The sequence below is a fragment of the Sulfitobacter mediterraneus genome (assembly GCF_003054325.1).
Lineage (GTDB): Bacteria > Pseudomonadota > Alphaproteobacteria > Rhodobacterales > Rhodobacteraceae > Sulfitobacter > Sulfitobacter mediterraneus.
Genome location: NZ_QBKU01000021.1, coordinates 1 through 18,196, shown reverse-complemented (window position 1 = coordinate 18,196; position 18,196 = coordinate 1). Strand labels below are relative to the sequence as shown.

20 protein-coding genes are annotated in these 18,196 nt (G+C 55.9%); 11 read left to right on the top strand and 9 right to left on the bottom strand.

Features of this window, described 5'->3' with window-relative positions; translation table 11 throughout:
- Positions 1 to 185 precede the first annotated feature (185 nt).
- Positions 186 to 560: a tyrosine-type recombinase/integrase gene (locus C8N31_RS19740; protein ID WP_081785749.1), complete on the top strand. Its 375-nt coding sequence runs from the start codon at positions 186 to 188 to the stop codon at positions 558 to 560.
- A gap of 94 nt (positions 561 to 654) precedes the next feature.
- Here the strand turns inward: C8N31_RS19740 and C8N31_RS19735 are convergent, their stop codons facing one another.
- Positions 655 to 1,602: a LysR family transcriptional regulator gene (locus C8N31_RS19735; protein ID WP_025049982.1), complete on the bottom strand. Its 948-nt coding sequence runs from the start codon at positions 1,600 to 1,602 to the stop codon at positions 655 to 657.
- A 100-nt stretch (positions 1,603 to 1,702) separates the two neighbouring features.
- Here C8N31_RS19735 and C8N31_RS19730 point away from each other — a divergent pair, with 100 nt between their 5' ends.
- Genes C8N31_RS19730 through C8N31_RS19700 form a run of 7 tightly spaced genes read left to right on the top strand, consistent with a single transcriptional unit; the run spans position 1,703 to position 7,470 of the window.
- Positions 1,703 to 1,993 (top strand): putative quinol monooxygenase, encoded by a 291-nt coding sequence (locus C8N31_RS19730; protein ID WP_025049981.1) that lies wholly within the window; start codon positions 1,703 to 1,705, stop codon positions 1,991 to 1,993.
- Positions 1,994 to 2,016: 23 nt separating this feature from the next.
- A complete protein-coding gene (locus tag C8N31_RS19725; protein ID WP_025049980.1) occupies positions 2,017 to 3,030 on the top strand; it encodes a zinc-binding alcohol dehydrogenase family protein in 1,014 nt (337 codons plus the stop codon).
- 1 nt (position 3,031) lies between these two features.
- The gene (locus C8N31_RS19720; protein ID WP_025049979.1) at positions 3,032 to 3,412 is read left to right on the top strand and encodes a VOC family protein; all 381 of its coding nucleotides are present in this window, start codon (positions 3,032 to 3,034) and stop codon (positions 3,410 to 3,412) included.
- 14 nt (positions 3,413 to 3,426) lie between these two features.
- Positions 3,427 to 5,805: a transketolase gene (locus C8N31_RS19715; protein ID WP_025049978.1), complete on the top strand. Its 2,379-nt coding sequence runs from the start codon at positions 3,427 to 3,429 to the stop codon at positions 5,803 to 5,805.
- Between the two features lie 33 nt (positions 5,806 to 5,838).
- Positions 5,839 to 6,318, top strand: a complete 480-nt coding sequence (locus C8N31_RS19710) for a RidA family protein (RefSeq protein ID WP_025049977.1) — start codon at positions 5,839 to 5,841, stop codon at positions 6,316 to 6,318.
- A 2-nt stretch (positions 6,319 to 6,320) separates the two neighbouring features.
- Complete coding sequence (locus C8N31_RS19705; RefSeq protein WP_025049976.1) at positions 6,321 to 6,692, top strand: cupin domain-containing protein; 372 nt, start codon at positions 6,321 to 6,323, stop codon at positions 6,690 to 6,692.
- A gap of 7 nt (positions 6,693 to 6,699) precedes the next feature.
- The gene (locus tag C8N31_RS19700) at positions 6,700 to 7,470 is read left to right on the top strand and encodes a glycine betaine ABC transporter substrate-binding protein (RefSeq protein WP_025049975.1); all 771 of its coding nucleotides are present in this window, start codon (positions 6,700 to 6,702) and stop codon (positions 7,468 to 7,470) included.
- 464 nt (positions 7,471 to 7,934) lie between these two features.
- Here the strand turns inward: C8N31_RS19700 and C8N31_RS19695 are convergent, their stop codons facing one another.
- The 4 genes from C8N31_RS19695 to C8N31_RS19680 all read right to left on the bottom strand — a co-directional run bounded on the left by C8N31_RS19695 (position 7,935) and on the right by C8N31_RS19680 (position 12,301).
- Positions 7,935 to 8,654, bottom strand: coding sequence for an alpha/beta fold hydrolase (locus tag C8N31_RS19695; protein ID WP_025049974.1), 720 nt, complete (start codon positions 8,652 to 8,654; stop codon positions 7,935 to 7,937).
- Entirely contained in the window at positions 8,651 to 10,201 is a 1,551-nt protein-coding gene (locus C8N31_RS19690; protein WP_025049973.1) for an ABC transporter permease subunit, read from the bottom strand. Before C8N31_RS19690 ends, C8N31_RS19695 begins: the two co-directional genes overlap by 4 nt.
- Complete coding sequence (locus C8N31_RS19685) at positions 10,198 to 11,253, bottom strand: quaternary amine ABC transporter ATP-binding protein (RefSeq protein WP_025049972.1); 1,056 nt, start codon at positions 11,251 to 11,253, stop codon at positions 10,198 to 10,200. Before C8N31_RS19685 ends, C8N31_RS19690 begins: the two co-directional genes overlap by 4 nt.
- A gap of 82 nt (positions 11,254 to 11,335) precedes the next feature.
- Positions 11,336 to 12,301, bottom strand: coding sequence for an ABC transporter substrate-binding protein (locus tag C8N31_RS19680; RefSeq protein ID WP_025049971.1), 966 nt, complete (start codon positions 12,299 to 12,301; stop codon positions 11,336 to 11,338).
- Between the two features lie 268 nt (positions 12,302 to 12,569).
- Between C8N31_RS19680 and C8N31_RS19675 the strand changes: the two genes are divergently transcribed.
- Positions 12,570 to 13,454: a LysR family transcriptional regulator gene (locus tag C8N31_RS19675; RefSeq protein WP_025049970.1), complete on the top strand. Its 885-nt coding sequence runs from the start codon at positions 12,570 to 12,572 to the stop codon at positions 13,452 to 13,454.
- A gap of 204 nt (positions 13,455 to 13,658) precedes the next feature.
- Here C8N31_RS19675 and cuyB read toward each other — a convergent pair whose 3' ends face one another.
- Both cuyB and cuyA read right to left on the bottom strand, forming a co-directional pair.
- Complete coding sequence (gene cuyB, locus C8N31_RS19670) at positions 13,659 to 14,375, bottom strand: cysteate racemase (protein WP_025049969.1); 717 nt, start codon at positions 14,373 to 14,375, stop codon at positions 13,659 to 13,661.
- Positions 14,376 to 14,378: 3 nt separating this feature from the next.
- Positions 14,379 to 15,392: a D-cysteate sulfo-lyase gene (cuyA, locus tag C8N31_RS19665; RefSeq protein WP_014881427.1), complete on the bottom strand. Its 1,014-nt coding sequence runs from the start codon at positions 15,390 to 15,392 to the stop codon at positions 14,379 to 14,381.
- Between the two features lie 123 nt (positions 15,393 to 15,515).
- Between cuyA and C8N31_RS19660 the strand changes: the two genes are divergently transcribed.
- Positions 15,516 to 16,511 carry a LysR family transcriptional regulator gene (locus tag C8N31_RS19660; protein WP_025049968.1) on the top strand — a complete coding sequence of 332 codons (996 nt, stop codon included), beginning with the start codon at positions 15,516 to 15,518 and terminating at the stop codon, positions 16,509 to 16,511.
- Between the two features lie 336 nt (positions 16,512 to 16,847).
- On the opposite strand, the gene C8N31_RS19655 is transcribed toward C8N31_RS19660, so the two are convergent.
- Positions 16,848 to 17,312, bottom strand: a complete 465-nt coding sequence (locus tag C8N31_RS19655) for an MAPEG family protein (protein WP_025049967.1) — start codon at positions 17,310 to 17,312, stop codon at positions 16,848 to 16,850.
- Positions 17,313 to 17,398: 86 nt separating this feature from the next.
- On the opposite strand from C8N31_RS19655, the gene C8N31_RS19650 reads away from it, so the two are divergent.
- Positions 17,399 to 17,971, top strand: a complete 573-nt coding sequence (locus C8N31_RS19650) for a TetR/AcrR family transcriptional regulator (protein WP_025049966.1) — start codon at positions 17,399 to 17,401, stop codon at positions 17,969 to 17,971.
- A gap of 12 nt (positions 17,972 to 17,983) precedes the next feature.
- On the opposite strand, the gene C8N31_RS20495 is transcribed toward C8N31_RS19650, so the two are convergent.
- Positions 17,984 to 18,196 (bottom strand): hypothetical protein (locus tag C8N31_RS20495; RefSeq protein ID WP_211313767.1); only part of this gene is annotated, 213 nt, incomplete at its 5' end.

Here is an 18,196-nt window from a genome sequence, read left to right as displayed (position 1 = left end):
ATGAATAATTCTTGCGGGTCGCACGCTTGATGTCTTTGACGATCTTCTCGCCGGGGCTCTTCGTTGTCTTTCTCATCGTCCACTCCTCGGTGGTTGCGATGAGCAACAAACCCTCTCTTAGCAAATGACACTATTTGGACCCATAAGCGCTGACTTCAGACAGGGCAGGGGTGCGGGAAATACCAATGGCCCCAAAGGTTGTTGAGACGCTCCTTGCTTGGCGTGATGATGCTTCAGAAAGTGACGTCAATCTGGTGTTCCCAAACGGAGCCGGGCGGGTGCAGAACTATTCAAACATCTACAATCGCATCTTTAAGCCCATGCTGGTGGCAAACAGCATCACCAAGGCTTCAGGCGAGGCTAAGTTTGGGATTCATGCACTGCGTCACGCTGCGGCCTCCCTGTTCATCGAGCAGGGCTGGAATCCGAAGAAGATCCAGACCTTTCTAGGACACGCCTCCATCACAATGACGATGGACACCTATGGGCATTTGTTTGAGACACCCGAAGAAGATGTATCGCTCTTTGAGAAGCTGGAGAGCGATCTCATGGCGGCGTGAGCATGCGTTGTAAAAAGCGGACTTCCGCTGAACGCTTGCAGAGGTCGTGTGAGCGGACGAAACGGACATAGTCGGTGTTGACTTGAATGGCCGCTCAGCGCGGTTTGTGTTCGCCGTGCGACTGACTATGCGCACGGATGATTGATCCATCGAAGCGAGACCTGGGGACCGTGGCGCGGAGGTGATCGGCAAACGCCGAAACGCGCCTTGGCTGTGCCCTTGCGGGAGGGAACATCATCTGGAGTGGGTTTGGTGGTGGCAAATTCTCGGTGAGCAGTGCAACAAGTTTACCGCTCGATATGTCCTCAGCCACATCCAGTTCGGACTTCAGGACGATGCCATGTCCCGCGAGCGCCCAAGACCGAATAAGCCAACCGTCATTCACGACCCGACTTCCGCGAACCGTGACGCGGTGCTGCTTGGTGCCTTCGCCAAATTCCCAGACGTTGTCCAGCGTCTGTCCGAAACGCATGACAAGGCAATTGTGATGTGTGAGGTCGTGAGGTGTCTCCGGGCTCCCGTGCTTGGCAAGATAGCTTGGAGATGCACAGACAAGTCGCTGGAACGTTCCGAGACTGCGCACCCTCAGGGTCGAGTCTGTCACGTTGCCAAAGCGCACAGCCATGTCAAACCCCTGGCCGACCAGATCGACATATCCATCTGACAAGGACAGTTCGATGGAAAGAGCCGGGTTGTCTTCGGTGAACGTCGATATGGCCTCTGTGATGATGCTGCGCCCAAGATCTACCGGTGCAGAGATGCGGATGGGTCCAGAGAGCGTCTCGGCTCCATGGCGAATACGTGTGTCGAGATCAGTAACTTCACTCAGAACGGATTTCGCCCCATCCACGAGCGTACGACCTTCCTCAGTAAGGCTAATGGAGCGTGTCGTTCGGTTGAACAATACCACCCCGTAGTGGGCTTCAAGCGCCGCCAGACGTTCAGAGACGGTCGTTGTAGACATACCAGTTTCACGAGCCGCCGCGACGAGACTGCCCTTTTCCGCGATGATCAGAAACACGCGAAGATTGTCGAGGAGCATTGGCCGTAATTTCCGGATTATATTTTCGGATATCACCTGTTTATCCCGAATATTTGGGTTTGTAAATTGATCACACAGACATCAACAAAGGATGATTCCAATGGCCAAGCTGACCATCGTCGCCAACATCAAAGCCAACCCCGACAAGATCGATCTGGTGAAAGCCGAGCTTTTGAAGCTCATCGATATCACCCGCTCTGAGGCAGGCTGCATCAACTACGACCTTCACCAAGACAACGACAATCCGGCACACTTCATGTTCTATGAAAACTGGGAAAGCCGTGAACTGTGGCAGACCCACATGGGCGCACCGCACCTCGCCGCGTATATGGGGGCCACGGATGGGGCTGTCGAAGAATTCACGCTGAACGAGATGACCATCATCGGCTAATCGCTAGACCACAGGAGCACGCCATGAAAGCTGTTGGATACCTTGAAACCGGTTCGATTGACCGACCCGATGCCCTGATCGATTTCGCGGCAGAAAAGCCGATCCCCTCGGGGCATGATCTGTTGGTCAAGGTCGAAGCGGTCTCGGTGAACCCCGTCGATACCAAAATCCGGCAGCGGCGTGCTTCGTCAGACGGCAAACCCGAGGTCCTTGGCTGGGATGCCGCAGGTGAGGTTGTTGCAATCGGCGACGCAGCCTCAGGTTTTACGGTTGGAGACAAGGTCTACTATGCAGGGGCGGTGAACCGGCCCGGCACTAATTCAGAGTTTCATCTGGTAGATTCGAGGATAGTCGGTAAAGCGCCAAGCTCAATTTCGACCTCTGCTGCGGCAGCGATGCCCCTCACAACGCTGACCGCGTATGAGATGCTGTTTGATCGGCTGAAGATCAACGAAGCGATTCCGGGCGGCAACAACACCCTTTTGATCATCGGCGGCGCGGGCGGTGTGGGGTCTATCACCATCCAGCTGGCCCGTGCCCTGTCGGACGTGACGATCATCGCGACGGCCTCTCGGCCGGAAACGAAGGCCTGGGTCGAAGAGTTGGGCGCCCACCACGTCATCAGCCATGCTGAACCGCTTGGGCCGCAGATAGACGCGCTCGGTGTCGGAAGCATCGATTACGTCTATTCAACGACGCATTCGCACCTCTATGCGGAAGACGTCGCCGGCTTGATGACGCCGCAAGGCCGTTATGGCCTGATCGACGACCCCGAGTCCTTCAACATCATGCCTTTTAAACCCAAGGCGATCTCTGTTCATTGGGAGTTCATGTTCACCCGCCCGATGTTTGGGACGGCTGACATTCAGCGGCAGGGGGACATCCTGAATGAAGTTGCCGCGCTGATCGACGCAGGCAAGGTCAAGTCGACCATTGCTGAGAGCTTTGGCACGATCAACGCAGCCAACTTGATGAAGGCGCATGCGTTGCTGGAATCGGGCAAATCCAAAGGTAAGATCGTGTTGGAGGGTTTCTGAGATGCCCATCCGGCGTCTGGATCACGTGAATGTGGTGACCGCCAATCTCGAAGAGATGGTGGCCTGGTACGAGGCAGTCCTTGGCCTGCGGTCAGGACCCCGGCCAGATTTCCCCTTTGGCGGTGCATGGCTCTACGCAGGGGACGCACCAGTTGTGCATTTGGTGGAGGATACCGGGCGGGCGCGAACTGGTTCTGAGGCGGCGTTGAAGCTTGAGCACTTTGCATTTTCGGCCACCGACGCATCTGCGTTCGAGCGGAAGCTCGCTGAGTACGGCGACCCCTTCAAGAGGATCGAGGTTCCCGGAGCCGGGCTTGTCCAGTTCCACGTCGCCGATCCGGACGGAAACCATGTGCATATCGATTTCGCTGTAGACGAATAATCGGGGGCAGCAGAATGACGATTGAAGCACAACACCTAAAGACTATCGAACAGCGGCTATTGTGGCTGAGCCACTGGATGATCCACAATGCAAACCACATTCGGCCCAAGGCCGATGGGATCAAGGTGGGCGGGCATCAGGCATCTTCGGCCTCGATGGTGTCGATCATGACGGCGCTCTATTTTTCGGCGCTGCAGGCTGAGGACCGGGTAGCAGTGAAACCTCATGCCTCGCCGATCTACCATGCAATCCACTACCTCATGGGCAATCAGACCCGCGAGAGGATGGAGAACTTTCGCGGGCTTGGCGGCGTTCAAAGCTACCCCAGCCGCACCAAGGACATTGACGATGTGGACTTCTCCACGGGGTCGGTGGGCCTTGGCGTGGGGATCACTGCGCTGGCTTCGATAGTGCAGGACTTCATCCAAGCCAAGGACTGGGGCAGCGATCTGAAACTGGGGCGCATGGTTGCGCTCGTTGGCGACGCAGAGCTGGACGAAGGCAATGTCTACGAGGTCCTTCAGGAGGGGTGGAAAAACGATCTGCGCAACACCTGGTGGATCATCGATTACAACCGCCAATCGCTGGATGGGATTGTGCGTGAGGGGCTGTTCGAACGGGTCGAAAAGATCTTCGACGCGTTTGGCTGGGATGTCGTGCGGGTCAAACATGGTGCGCTTCAGCGGGCGGCGTTTGAAGAACCCGGCGGAGCGGCGTTGCGGGACTGGATCGATGCCTGTCCCAATCAGGAATATTCCGCGCTGACCTACATGGGCGGGGCGGTTTGGCGGCAGCGGCTGATGGACGATCTGGGCGATCAGGGGGACGTATCGGCCTTGATCGACCGCCGCAGTGACGATGAGCTTGCTGCGCTGATGGAGAACCTCGGCGGCAATTGTGTAGAGACGATGGCCGAGACGTTTGCGGCCATCGATCATGATCGCCCAACCTGTTTTCTGGCCTATACGATCAAAGGCTGGGGCACGCCCATTGCCGGGCATAAGGACAACCACGGCGGACTGATGACAAAGGCGCAAATGGCAAAGTGGCAGACACAAATGGGTGTCCCCGAAGGCCAGGAGTGGGAGCCGTTCGCGATCGTAGCGGACACGGACGCGCTGAAGGCTTTCCTGACCAGTGTTCCCTTCTTCAAGACCGGTACGCGTCGATATTCCGATGATCGATTGCAGGTGCCCACGGTCACAATCGACACCGCAAATGACACCTCCACCCAAGCCGCGTTCGGCAAAATCCTCGATGACCTGTCCAAAGGCGACAGCGACCTCGCCGCGCGGATCATGACCACCTCACCCGATGTCACTGGCACGACGGGCCTTGGCGCATGGGTGAACCGCCGGAAATTGTTCGCCCGAGAGGCCAAGGCCGATGCGTTCATCGAACACCGCATCCCGTCCACGGCGAAATGGCGCTTTGACGGGTCTGGCCAGCATCTGGAACTGGGCATCGCAGAGATGAACCTGTTTCTGCTGTTGGGTGCGGCGGGTCTGTCGCATTCGCTGTTCGGCAAACGCCTCGTCCCCATCGGGACGGTCTACGATCCATTCGTCTGCCGGGGCCTCGATGCGTTGAACTACGCGACATATCAGGACGCGCGGTTCATGATCGTCGGCACGCCTTCAGGTGTCACATTGGCCCCCGAAGGCGGGGCGCATCAATCCATCGGGACGCCCTTGATCGGCATGTCCCAAGACGGGCTGGCGGCCTTTGAGCCGGCCTTTGCGGACGAGCTTTCAGTCATCATGCACTGGGCCTTCGATTACATGCAGCGTGACGGCGATGGCGACCCGGACGAGCGCACTTGGCTGAGGGATGAGACCGGCGGGTCGATCTATCTGAGGCTCACAACCAACCCAATAGAGCAACCCGGCCCACGGCCTGAACCTGATTGGCAGCGGGGGGCCGTTGATGGGGGCTATTGGCTTCGCAAGCCGGGGCCCAACTGTGAAGTCGTTATCGCCTATCAGGGCGCCGTGGCACCGGAGGCCATCAAGGCGGCGGGCCAGTTGGCCGGATCGCGGCGCGATATTGGTGTGCTTGCTGTGACTTCTGCAGATCGCCTCAACGCAGGCTGGACAGCCGCGCAACGGGCGCGCGCCCGGGGCAATGGGGATGCTGTTTCCTGTGTTGAGCGGTTGATGGACGAACTACCACCCCATTGCACCTTGATCACCGTGATTGATGGCCATCCGGCGACACTCGCGTGGTTGGGAAGCGTCGCAGGGCACCGGACCGTCCCGCTTGGCGTGGAGCACTTTGGGCAAACCGGGACCATCGGCGACCTGTATCGCCATTATGGCATCGATGCTCAGGGCATTCTGGAAAAGGTTGCAGGCCTCACGGCGGGGAGACCGTTGGCCAGGCAAATGTCATGAAAAACGCGGACTGCGAGAAAGGGAGGAACAACCATGAAACTCAAAGAAGTGACATCCGGCACACCGGAGGAACGGCTGGCAGAACTCGGCCTTGATTTGCCACCCGTCCCAGAGGCCGTCGCCGACTACGTGACGCACACTCAAATTGGGCCGATCATCTACACATCCGGCATGCTGCCTTGGATCGCCGGGGACTTGAAATTCAAAGGCAAGATGGGTGCCGAATTGACTGTGGAACAAGGCTATGAGGCGTTCCAACTGTCGGCGTTGAACGGTCTGTCGCTGCTGCGCTCGATCACGGGCGATCTGGGAAAAATAAAACGCATTCATCGTCTCGAAGGCACCGGCGGGGCGACGCCAGATTTCTTCGATATGCCCATTGCATTGAACGGTGCATCCCATCTGATCAACACGGTATTCGGAGAGAAAGGCGCACATTCGCGCATGATCTACTCCAACCCATCCATGCCAATCGATTGTGCCACGCTCCTCGTCTTCTGGGCGGAGGTTTAGCCATGACCCTTGATCTGACCCAAGAGTTCATTGACCGGGCTGACAACGGAGAGGTCGGCAGCACCCTCGTCTCGGAAACCGATCGTGTGCGCGTCTGGCACATCCACGCCAAGCCCGGTGAGCGCCTGAAGGTCCACACCCATGTGCTGGATTACTTCTGGACCATCCACGGGCCCGGTAAGGCGCGAAACCACCAACCAGACGGCACACATTTCGACGTGGAATACCAGACAGGTGACACCAAGCATTTCACCTTTGCCGCCGGAGAACGCATGATCCACAGCCTTGAGAACATTGGTGACACGGACCTGATCTTCACGACCGTTGAGTTCAAGAACTCTGCGAATGCGCCGTTGCCGTTGAGCGGGTCGTGAGCAAGGCATGAGGGACACAATCATCTTGGGCCAAATTGGCCTGTCGTTTCACAAAGCTGCAGGTGCAGTGATCGCTGCCCAGCTTGAACGCCTCGGCCACAACGTATTGCTGCGCGAAGCACCGCATGAAGACATGTTTCGAATGCTCGGTGAGGGAGAAGTCGACCTGGTGTGTTCGGCTTGGCTTCCCGACAGCCACGGAGCCTACATCGCACCGTTCGAAGACGAACTCACCAAGTTGGGTGTCATTTACCGACCCTATTGCATCTGGGGGATTCCAGACTCAGCCCCTGCAGAGATTGCCTCTGTCACAGATTTGGCGGAGCCTGAGATCGCGGCGCTATTTCGAAAGCGTATCCAGGGTATCAATCCGGGCGCGGGCATCAGCCGGTTCTCCCGGCAAATGGTAGCCGACTACGGGCTGTCCGATCTGGGTTTTCACTTTGAGAATGGAACGGTTGAGGATTGCACGGGCGCCGCACTCGATGCCGTAGACAAAGGCGAACTCGCCGTGGTGCCGCTCTGGCATCCGCAGTGGTTGCATCAGGAACTGGACCTTCGCGAACTCGATGATCCGCTGGGTCTTCTTGGGGGCCAAGACGACGCCACACTGGTTCTGAGGCGCGATGCTGTGCCTAAGCTGAATGGCGAGGGGCTTGCGTACCTACAAACGGTCAATCTTGGGAACGATGCTGTCTCGCAACTTGATCATCTGGTCTGCCGTGAGGGGCGATCATTCACAGATGCCGCACAGGCTTGGCTTGGCAATAACAGTTGAAGGTCAAAGAGCTGCAAACGGCCTATGTCTGCTTTGACACGTATTCCGGCCACTTGTGCAGCGCGCAACATCGGTCAAATTGGGCTCTCACCCGGCATTCGCCGCGCGCCGCCTGAACGTCGGCTCCTGAAATTTCAGACCTTCGCCGCACGATCGACGAACTGGTAAGATGCGGGACGGAGCGGTCTTTTGCTTTCCATTTAGGAAGGGCTGCTTGGCGAGATTTGCTGCCTTTCGATTTCCGAACTTCGCTGACACAGTAGTATCTTGCAATTGCGGAACGAAAATCGTTGCAATGCAACGCCCGTCGCCGGAGCGGTCATTGAAAATGCCCTAAAGTGGCCGATCCCGAAGAAAACTTTCGCCATATGGTACCTGAACTCGAAAGGTCGCGGACAATGCGTGATTCCGCTGTAACTTCACCACAATGGCTTTCTGAGAATCGCGTCCGCTTGGGCAAGCCATCAATTTGAGAAGAACTCTTCCAAGACACTATTGAACAGCTCCGGTTTTTCCAAGTGTGCAGCGTGGGCACATTCCGGTATCACTGCTAGGTTAGCACCGCCGATGGACTGCCAAAGTTGTTCGGTCTGGCACCATGGGTAAGTGCGATCAAGGTCGCCCCAGATCACCAGCGTTTTTGTCTGGATGGCCGCTAAACGCTCGACACCGCTCCAGCCCTGCATCGCATCAAGCCCGGTGAGTATGGCCCGAATACTGCATTTTTCTGCGATCGCGGCGCAATTCTCATAGGCGTCAGCCTCTTCCCGTTTAAGAAACCAAGTCGCCGCGATCCGCCGGGCCGTGGTCTTTGGTCCGTCTGCACGAGCGCGCCGTTTTGACGTGCCGATAGTCTCGAACCGGCCGGGCAAGACCCCTGTGGCCCCAGTGCCGTAGAGAACCAGCCGGTCGATACGCTCCGGCGCTTGGGAAACCATCTCCTGCACGATCATTCCACCCATCGAGTGGCCCACCAGGTGGAACCGTTCAACACCTCGTTCCGTCAACTCATTCAGGGCCCACTCTGCATAACCCGCAATGCTGTCCAGCGCTTCGAGCTGTGCATTCTCACCAAATCCCGGCAAGTCCAGGGCGATGACATCGAAACCCGGCAGGGCCTCAGCTTGGCCCTGCCATTGTCGGCTGCCGCCCATAAAACCATGGACAAATACAACCGATGTCATTTGCGTCCGCCTTGTACGATGCGATCAAGGATCATGGCACAGAACAGGATCGAGAATCCGGCGAGGATACCTTGCCCCACGTTGGCGTATTGCAGAGCTTCCAGAACGTCTTCACCGAGTCCCTTAGCCCCAATCAGAGAAGCCACAACAACCATCGCGAGTGAAAGCATAATTGTCTGGTTGATCCCGGCGCGGATCGACGGGCTTGCAAGAGGCAGGTCGACCTTGGTCAGAAGGTACCACTTGTTGGCACCGAAACTGATCGCCGCCTCACGCACACTTTCAGGCACACCGCGCAGGCCCAGCACAGTTAGGCGCACTACGGGTGTGCCACCAAAGATCATGGTGACCACAACAGCAGCCGGTTTGCCCACGCCAAAGAACGCAATCACCGGCACCATAAAGACAAAGGCAGGCATGGTTTGCATGAAATCCATGATCGGCTGGATAAAGGCATAAAACCGAGGGCGACGTGCGGCAAACATGCCCAACGGAATGCCGATCAAGATCGACAGGCAGGCAGCCGTTCCGAGTAAAGCCAGCGTAGTCATAGCACCTTCCCAGAAGCCCAAGAGGCCCATATAGCCCAGAAAAGCTCCGGAATAGATTGCAGCGCGGATGCCAGCAGTCAGCCATGTCAACAGAACAATCAGACTGGCAATCACGATCCACGGGGTCTGGACCAGAATGACTTCAAGTGCATCAAGCAACGCGCGAATACCGAAGGTCAGCCAATCAAAGAAGGTCTCAGAGTTGCGCACGCACCATGCGATGAAGTCCTCTACCCATGAGATACTGGTCAGGCGAATGTTGGGGTCCGTGGGGAAGTGGCTGAGCAGAGAATACCGGCCAGGAAAGCTGTAGTGCAACATGGCTGCGGTCACGATCAGGGCCATGAAGATCGCGCTGAACACAATGTGAGTTGTAGGCATGGCCGAACGCACCGTGCGATCCGACAGCCAATCGGAAAACCGCGCTTCAAGCGCCCAATTTGCCACCAGTGACTGAGCAACCTTGGCGATAAGAAGTATTACGATGCCGGTGAGCACAATTGTAGGGCCTTCAGCGGCGAGGGCCTCGGCCTCGTTGCGGATGCCGCCTATGTTTTCTTCAAGCGAGTCAACGGTCCGGCGGTAGACATCAATCTTTTCGGAATTGTTCTCTATGGCGGCAGCGAGCTGTTTGCGGCGCAGTTCAAGCGTACCTTCGATCGACGCGATGCGGGTCATGGCCTCGGCGGCCAAATCGCCAAAGAGACCACGCGCGATTTGCACAAACGCGAGAGCTTCGAGGATCAGGAAAGACAGGGCCCATGACCAAAGCCCACGAGCGCCGAACCAAATCGGGCCGAATAGGCCTGCCATCAGGTTGAAGGTTGCTGTGAACTGCGACGAAGCACCGATCTTGTCGAAGTTGCGAATATAGTAGTCTGTGTTGGTGCGCACGAAGGTGCGAATATTTTCGCGCCGCTCTTCGACATATGCCAAGGCGGCTTCGCTTTCGGTGTCTTCCAGTGGGTTTACGCCCAAGTTTTCTAGTTCGCTCATGATACTTCTGTCCCTTCGATCACGGTGCGCAAGAGGTCGGCACGGGTAATAACACCCAGCTCTTTCCGGTCTGCTTGAACGACAATCGGTTTTTCGTCATCGATGGCGATGTTGATGAGATTGCTCAGGGTCTCGTTTTCCCCGACCCGTGGCGCATCTGCGGAGATAGGACCTCGGGCCGCAACATAGGCCTCAAGAGGCTGCATGACGGCATGGGCGTGCACCACCTTAAGGCGCGAAATGCCAGCGACAAAGTCTGCCACATAGTCATCTGCTGGATGCATCACGATATCCTCGGCGGTGCCCATCTGCACCATCTTGCCGTCACGCATGATGGCGATGCGATCGCCGATACGAACCGCTTCATCTAGGTCATGCGTGATGAAAATCGTGGTTTTCTTAAGAATTTTGGACAGGCGAATGAATTCGTCCTGCAATTGGCGACGGATTAGGGGATCGAGTGCCGAAAACGGTTCGTCCATCAACAGCACATCCGGATTGGCGGCCAAGGCTCGGGCCAAGCCGACACGCTGTTGCATGCCACCGGACAATTCATGGGCGAATTTTGAACTCCAAGCGCCAAGTTCGACGATATCGAGAATGGCAGCGGCCTGACGCATACGTTCGTTCTTGGCGACTTGCCGGATCTCCAATGGCATCGCGACATTGTCGAGCACCGAACGGTGGGGCATCAGGGCAAAGTTCTGAAATACCATGCCGATCTTGTTGTTGCGAAACTGTTGCAGCTCTTTTGATCCAAGCGCCATCACATCGGTGCCTTCAATCTCGATCTTGCCGGCCGTCGGCTCAAGTAAACGGTTAAAGTGGCGCACCAGCGTGGATTTACCGCTCCCCGACAGGCCCATGATACAGAATATCTCGCCGCGGTTCACCGACAGGCTGATATCGGCAACGCCAACAACAGCCCCCATTTCGGAAAGGACCTCAGCTTTGCTCAGACCTCTGTCACGGATTGCCTGCAAAGCGGCTTGTGGGTTCTGACCAAAAATCTTCCAGACATTCGAGATTTCTACGACGGTTTCAGTGCTCATGCGAGGCATCCCATAGTTTGAAAGTGGGGAGAGCGCCGACACCGAACTAATCCGGTGTCGGCAATTATTCACTGCAACCGGATTACAGGCCCAGCCAGGCGTCAACGCGGTCAGGGTTTGCTTCAACCCATTCACGCGCGACTTCTGCAGGCTCGCGGCCCTTGCCGCTGATCTCATAGGCGAAGCCCGAGACATCATCAGCAGTCAAAGCGAAATTCGCGAAGAACTCTGCGATTGCCGGTGAGCGGCCTTCGAGCGAGTTTGACCAAGCGATCTGAACGTTTTTGAGGGCGTCTTTGGTGGCAACGCTGGATTTGTCGTACCAATCAGGGTCATCCGAAGGCTGCACCATGGTGTATTTTGCCGGATCAAAGGTCGGTTCGCTCAGCATTTTGACGTCGAACATGTACCAAACGGCATGTGGTTTGTAGCAATAGAACGCATACCCCTCACCCTTTGCGATACTGTCTTTGATGCGTGCGGTTTTGACGCTTTCCTCGGCGCGAACCGGATCGATGAAATCAAGCAGGCCGTAATCCCGTGTCTTAACCTCGTTCACGTTAGCCGAGGCCCATCCCGGCGCACCAATCCACAGCTCACCTTTGCCATTACCGTCACTGTCCATCAGCGCAGCGACATCCGGGCGGCCCAGATCTGCGATGTCGGTGACGTTATTGGCTTCGCCAAAGTCCTGACTTACGCAAAAGCCCTGATTGCCTTCATAAGGGTTCGATGAAAGCGTTACAGTACCCGCCTCATCCACGTATTTCTGGGTAAAGCTTTGCTGGTTCGGAAGCCAGACATCGGGGTGCACGTCAATATCGCCCTTACCCTGATCCATCGCCTGGAAAATTGTGGCGTTGTTGCCGGGTACAAACTCGACCTTGCCGCCGATACGCATTTCGACAACCGCGCCCAAAAGGTGGGCAATGGCCTGCGCGCCAGTCCAAGACGGCACGCCGATCTTGACCTCCTCGGCAGCAAATGCGGGCATCGCAAAGATGCTAACCGCTGCTGCTAAACCCAGTGATTTCAGTTTGGTTTTCATAGTCGTCTCCTCTGTTGATTTGCGCCGTTTTGTTTGGCGTCGTATTTTGGTCTTCAAATTTCACGCTGCGCGTTCGGTACGGACAACCTTGCCCACAAACGGCAACAGCGGACGGCGGAATACCGTATGGACAGACCGCCGGTTCCTAATCTGAAGTCTAGAGCAGGAAGTTTCGCGATGGCCAATTCAAACATTTCATAAGACTATTCCATTTTTGCATAGTTTGATTATACTCATGATGTTGGCCCCTGACAGGTAGGAACACCCCTTGGATTTGAACTGGTTGCGCGACTTCGAATGCCTGGCCCGAACTCTGAATTTCACCCGTGCATCCGATGAACGTAACATCACACAGTCGGCTTTCAGTCGTCGAATCAAGGCCTTGGAAAGTTGGGTCGGATTACCCCTGGTCAACCGAGCGACTTATCCTGTTCAACTGACTGACGCGGGGCAGCAGTTTTTGCCGGTTGCGCTGGGGGCGATTTCACAGCTCTCAGAATCCCGTCAATCTCTGCGCGATGCGGACCGGGGGGACAGCCGGTTTATTCGGTTTTCCGTGCTTCATACGATTTCGGTCAATTTTCTGGCTGCTCGGATCGAAGAGCTGCAACTGCAAATTCCCGAACTACGCACGCGAGTTGTTTCCGATTCCCTTAGTACCTGTTGTGAGCTTTTGGTCGAAGGCGCGGTGGATGTATTGCTGTGTTACTATCATCATTCCGTCTCCCCCGTGATCGAAGAGGCCGCGTTTGCACGAAAAGACCTTCTGACGGAGCGGTTGATTCCAGTGGCCGCCGCGGAACCGGTTCGTGCGAAGGGCTGGAACCTTGCCAGACAAGATGGCCCGCCGATCCCATATCTGGCCTATGAGCGCTCGTCGTTCTTAGGAATGGTGGTTGAGACTACTGTGGGGCGGCAACCATTGAATGCCGAGACAATCTATGTCGATGGCTTGGTCGAAACGATCAAACGGCGGCTAATGACCGGGAGCGGGTTCGCATGGATGCCCGAGACAGCCATTTCGGCAGAGCTTGCCGAGGGGGCGCTGGTGCCGATCGGCGATGACGCGTGGTGCGCTACATTGACGATTGCTGCCCTGTCCAATCCGGCGAATTTCGACCAGACCACGCAAAAACTGTGGGAATTGTTGTGATACCATATCACGGTTTTGGATTGTGCCTTCCGGCGGAAAGGCCGTGGTAGCAGCGACCCCCACCTCTACAAATTGTCCACATATATAGACTGTCTCACCATGGATCACGGCTCGGCGCATGCGGCCAGTGCCATGTACCCCGTATGTCCGGATCATGGAAAAATCGCTGTCACGCAATTGGGGGCCAAATACACATCTTGCGACCTATACGGCTTCCTCTGGCAGACCTGCCTGCGCAAATTTGATGATTTCGCGGGCCAACAGATCAATCGTGTCAACGGCACTTACATTTGGCGCAACGCTGTCGGCGATCAGCGAGAACTCTGAGCAGGCAACGAATTGCAGCATCCCTCCAGCCGCGGCAAGTTCCTCTGAGGCCGCCCGCAATGTTTGACGAACCGCCGTAGTTGGGCCTTCAACCTTGATCGCACGGATCGCAGCCAGCATTGCGTCATCCTCTTTCGGCCAGATGACGGAAAGTCCGCGCGCTTCAAACGCCGTCTCGAACAGCCGAGTGCCCCGCACTGCGGGAGAGGCAAGCATGCCGACACAGCCCCCCGAACCAAGCGTTTCGGCCGCATGATCCGCCGCCAATTCGACCATATTCAAAAGCGGGATATCCACCGCCGCAGTGATCGCTTCGGCATAGTGATGCGCTGTGTTGCAAGGCATTGCCAAGGCCACTGCCCCGACTGTCTGAAGCCTGCGCGCCATGGCGGCCAGAGTAGGCCCCGGATCTGCACCAGTGCCTTCAATCAGATGGGCGATCCGCGACGGCACCTGGGGGTTCATGTCGATTAGCAGCGGAATATGGTCACAGTCGTCCCTGGCAGGGACCGCCTCCACCAACTTGCGCTGGAGGAGGATGGTTGCTTCCGGGCCCATGCCACCCAAAATACCGATGGTCTGGGGGACTTTCATGGATCAGAGATTTACCCAGCGGTTTGCGTGATCAAAGGCAAAGTCATAGCCGCCCAGAGCAGCCGCGCCACCTGTGTGCAGGAATACCACGCGCTCACCTGCAAACTCTCCTTTTCGTGCCAGATCAATCAAGCCAGCACCGCCCTTGGCCGAATAACACGGGTCCAAAAGGATGCCTTCCAGCTCGGCGAACATCTGAATGGCTTCGATGCCAGATTGAGTCGGCAAGCCGTAACCCTCGCCCACATAGTCGGTGTTGGCCATCACGTCTTCGCGTTTGACAATGCCCGCGCAGCCCAGCTTTTCGGCCGTCTTGCACGCCAGATCGAAAATCATCTGTTCCTGTTTCGGTTGCGGGGCCCGTGTGCCGATACCTAGCACGGGAATCTGCGCATTCATCGCGCACATGCCGGTAACAAGGCCAGCCTGCGTGCCCGAAGAACCCGTGGCATGCACCAGACGGTCAATTTTGAGACCACGATCATTCGCCTGCGACACCAGCTCGAAAGCGGCATTCACATAGCCAAGCGCGCCGGTCGGGTTGGACCCTCCGCCGGGAATGACATAGACCTTGTGGCCCTTCGCCCGCATCTTCTCGGCAGCTTTCTCCATTTCACCAGGCATGTCGTGGCCGCCCGGGAATTTTTCTGTTGTGGCTCCATGCAGGTGGTCCAGCAAAACATTGCCGTTGGTGTTATAGTTGCTGTCTTGATAGCCGGTTCGGTCTTCCAAAAGGATATGACACTTGAGGCCCAACTTGGCCGCAAAGGCCGCAGTTTGGCGGCCATGGTTTGTCTGTGTCGCGCCTTGCGTCATCACCATATCGGCGCCCTGTTCCAGCGCCTCGGCCATCAAAAACTCAAGCTTGCGGGTTTTATTACCGCCGGTCGACATGCCAGTGCAGTCATCACGTTTGATCCACAGCTCAACCCCCAGTTCCTTTGAAAGCCGCTCCATTGGCTCCAGCGGAGTTGAGAGATGGGCAAGATGAACGCGAGGGAAACGGGCGAGATGCATGTGGAGATTCCTAATTGTGTGTTTTTTGCAGTTTAGCCCCCTAAAGTGTTTCCTCCAAATGCGAAATCTCGCTAATATCTTGCAATATTTGCAAGTTATGTCGGATTGAGATATTGGCGCCCCATGCGTTTAGAATGGATTGATGACATATTGGCCGTACTCGACGGCGGTTCTTTGGCCCGCGCGGCTGAGATCCGCTTTCTGTCTCAGTCGGCCTTTACGCGCCGCGTGCGGCTAATCGAGGACAACATTGGCACCACATTGTTTGATCGACGCCGAAAACCAGTGGTCCTGTTGCCCGGCGTACAGGCGCTTGAACCTGAATTGCGAGACCTAAGCGTTCGGCTGAACAAGCTGAAACAAACTATGAGAACCGCCAGCGATCAGGCTGGAAAGACAATAAACTTTATTTGCCAGCACGCCCTGACCACCACAGTCTCGCCTCAGGTTGTGCGGGCTTTGAAAGCAGACGGTGAAACCTCGGTGCGGGTGCGCTCGGGCAATCAGGATGAATGCCTAATTCAACTAATCTCGAAGAAAGTTGACTTTGCGATCATGTACGCGCTTCCAGGCGATACAACACCCGAGCCCGGCAATGCGTTTGAGGCGGTGACACTTAGGTCAGATTTGCTGATCCCTGTCGCAACGCCAAAATTGCTTGATGAGGCGGTCGGTACAGTTCTTCCAACGATAAGCTACCCGCCCGAAGTGTTTCTAGGGCAGGTCTTTGCCCGGATGATTAGCCCGCGTTTGCCCAAAGATGCCACCGCTGTGGTGATCGCCGAAACTGCCCTGACGCTGGCTATGCTGCAATTGGTGCTGACTGACATTGGTATGGCGTGGTTGCCGCACTCTCTGGTTGTCGATCACCTAACACAAAATCGGTTGGTGCAATTGGACGATGTCCTGCCAGCGCAACCCCTTACTATCAGGATGGTCCGCCTCTCTGAGGCCCAGACAGAGCACGCTGAGCAGGTATGGCAGCACCTTGCCGAGCATCTGCAATTTCGTGCTGGGCGAAAATACTTGCCGGACGACGCAACAAGTCTCGTTCAGCCAGAAGAGTCTCAAACTGGTCAAAACAATGGTTCAGCAACTCGGTCAGTAAAGAGCGGCTGATTAAGTGCTGTAATAACTGCATGTCCTATCGGAGCGTTCATTGTTGGATACCATAGGTGGATTCTCACCTGTTTTCTTGAAGGTCTTTCCGACCAGACCCCAAAGCTTGTCACAACTGATGGAATTGTAGCAGGTAGCAGGTCACTATGGATCCACTTTAGTCCACCTTACAATTTTCGATGTCCGTTATGTAACGGATATCGCTAGTTCATACACAACGCAGAATCCGGCAAATTGGGCTCCAAGCGGACATCTGACAAGTTTGCTAGGGAAACCCAGCGAGTTTCTGGGGCCAACGGCTTCTGTGCGGACAAAGCGGCCTCCTAAATTTTCCGACTAGGCCAACGCCGACCAAAGCGTTTGCACTGCCATGTAGATCACGATTGCGGAGCCAACGGTATAGAACGTTGCTCGGACTTCGTGGGATTGCTCGGTCGCATATGCAATGAAATGTGCGACACGGGCGGCGACAAATCCATAAAACAGCACTTGTGCCAAAAACAACGCCGGATCGGTCAAAATGAAAAGTAAACCTGCGACCCAGAACGCTGGAACATTCTCTAGATCATTGCGATGCATTCGCCGGGAGCGATCTACATAGTCGTTCGCGTCAAGTTGGGATGGATCGGGCCTCTTGTTGATTAGACCCTTCCTGAGATCTTCCGGGCTGGCCCATCCTCCGCCGACTTTCAACATGCGGTGTACCGTCATCCAGCCTTGTCCCATCACTTTCAACACCATGAGGGAGGATGCAACCAGATATGCTGCAAAAACGGGGTTCTCTAAGTTCAGCAATTCCATATTTCCGGCCCTTTTTTGCTTGCCTACCATTGGTAGTCATGATTACCTACCAATGGTAGTCAGTCAAGAGGCAATCTAAGAGCGATATGAATACTGGCAAGAAGATCATCGGTGCGGCGCAAGGATTGCTTGCTAATGGCGGCCTTGGCGCTGTCTCATTTGATGCCATAGCGCGCGAGCTTGGCATTGCAAAACAGTCGGTTCTCTATTGGTTTCCATCCAAAAGCGATCTGCTTGCGGCTATGTTCGTCGAGTGGTTGAGTGCGGAGGCAAAACAGGCAGAGGAGAGCCTCCTTTCAGCCGAAACCCCGAATGAGGCGATCGACGTTTTCGTTCGATCGATCACCAGTTTCCACGTAGGCAACCTTGATCGTTTCAGAATGATGTATCTAGCCCCACAAACGCTGAAGGCAGGCATGCAAGTGGCGCGTAACGACGATGTTCTCGACAAAATCCACGCAACTACTGCACAATTGTACGGCGCGCTTGCGGCACGTCTTGAGGGATCACCTGACCAAGCTCGCCAGACGGCATTTGCGATCCATTCGGCTTGCTTGGGACTGGTTCTGATGCTTGCTCTCGCTGAAGGCATTGGCGACCCGCTCGCACATTCCGAAAGCGATCTCGTGATGGCTCTGATTTCCAAGCTTTCTTCATAGAACACGGTTCGCTTAGTGGCCGGTGAGAATAGGCACTGTCAGGCTTGATAAAATGGCTGCTCTGGGCTCGGAGCAGTCATTAGCAGCGAGTTTGGTCGCATCGAAGCTGCTTTTGACTGGTTGGACAATATGAACCGCCCCTTGTTTGGCGGAGACCCAGAAGTAAGGATACTGGGTTATGGAAAAGAAGAACTTTGGGAAGAGATATCCGGACGAACTACGTGC

Bases quoted from the DNA above. Each gene is read 5' to 3' on its own strand.
- C8N31_RS19740 (WP_081785749.1), top strand. From the start codon at position 186: ATGGCCCCAAAGGTTGTTGAGACGCTCCTTGCTTGGCGTGATGATGCT.
- C8N31_RS19735 (WP_025049982.1), bottom strand. From the start codon at position 1,602: ATGCTCCTCGACAATCTTCGCGTGTTTCTGATCATCGCGGAAAAGGGC.
- C8N31_RS19730 (WP_025049981.1), top strand. From the start codon at position 1,703: ATGGCCAAGCTGACCATCGTCGCCAACATCAAAGCCAACCCCGACAAG.
- C8N31_RS19725 (WP_025049980.1), top strand. From the start codon at position 2,017: ATGAAAGCTGTTGGATACCTTGAAACCGGTTCGATTGACCGACCCGAT.
- C8N31_RS19720 (WP_025049979.1), top strand. From the start codon at position 3,032: ATGCCCATCCGGCGTCTGGATCACGTGAATGTGGTGACCGCCAATCTC.
- C8N31_RS19715 (WP_025049978.1), top strand. From the start codon at position 3,427: ATGACGATTGAAGCACAACACCTAAAGACTATCGAACAGCGGCTATTG.
- C8N31_RS19710 (WP_025049977.1), top strand. From the start codon at position 5,839: ATGAAACTCAAAGAAGTGACATCCGGCACACCGGAGGAACGGCTGGCA.
- C8N31_RS19705 (WP_025049976.1), top strand. From the start codon at position 6,321: ATGACCCTTGATCTGACCCAAGAGTTCATTGACCGGGCTGACAACGGA.
- C8N31_RS19700 (WP_025049975.1), top strand. From the start codon at position 6,700: ATGAGGGACACAATCATCTTGGGCCAAATTGGCCTGTCGTTTCACAAA.
- C8N31_RS19695 (WP_025049974.1), bottom strand. From the start codon at position 8,654: ATGACATCGGTTGTATTTGTCCATGGTTTTATGGGCGGCAGCCGACAA.
- C8N31_RS19690 (WP_025049973.1), bottom strand. From the start codon at position 10,201: ATGAGCGAACTAGAAAACTTGGGCGTAAACCCACTGGAAGACACCGAA.
- C8N31_RS19685 (WP_025049972.1), bottom strand. From the start codon at position 11,253: ATGAGCACTGAAACCGTCGTAGAAATCTCGAATGTCTGGAAGATTTTT.
- C8N31_RS19680 (WP_025049971.1), bottom strand. From the start codon at position 12,301: ATGAAAACCAAACTGAAATCACTGGGTTTAGCAGCAGCGGTTAGCATC.
- cuyB (WP_025049969.1), bottom strand. From the start codon at position 14,375: ATGAAAGTCCCCCAGACCATCGGTATTTTGGGTGGCATGGGCCCGGAA.
- cuyA (WP_014881427.1), bottom strand. From the start codon at position 15,392: ATGCATCTCGCCCGTTTCCCTCGCGTTCATCTTGCCCATCTCTCAACT.
- C8N31_RS19660 (WP_025049968.1), top strand. From the start codon at position 15,516: ATGCGTTTAGAATGGATTGATGACATATTGGCCGTACTCGACGGCGGT.
- C8N31_RS19655 (WP_025049967.1), bottom strand. From the start codon at position 17,312: ATGGAATTGCTGAACTTAGAGAACCCCGTTTTTGCAGCATATCTGGTT.
- C8N31_RS19650 (WP_025049966.1), top strand. From the start codon at position 17,399: ATGAATACTGGCAAGAAGATCATCGGTGCGGCGCAAGGATTGCTTGCT.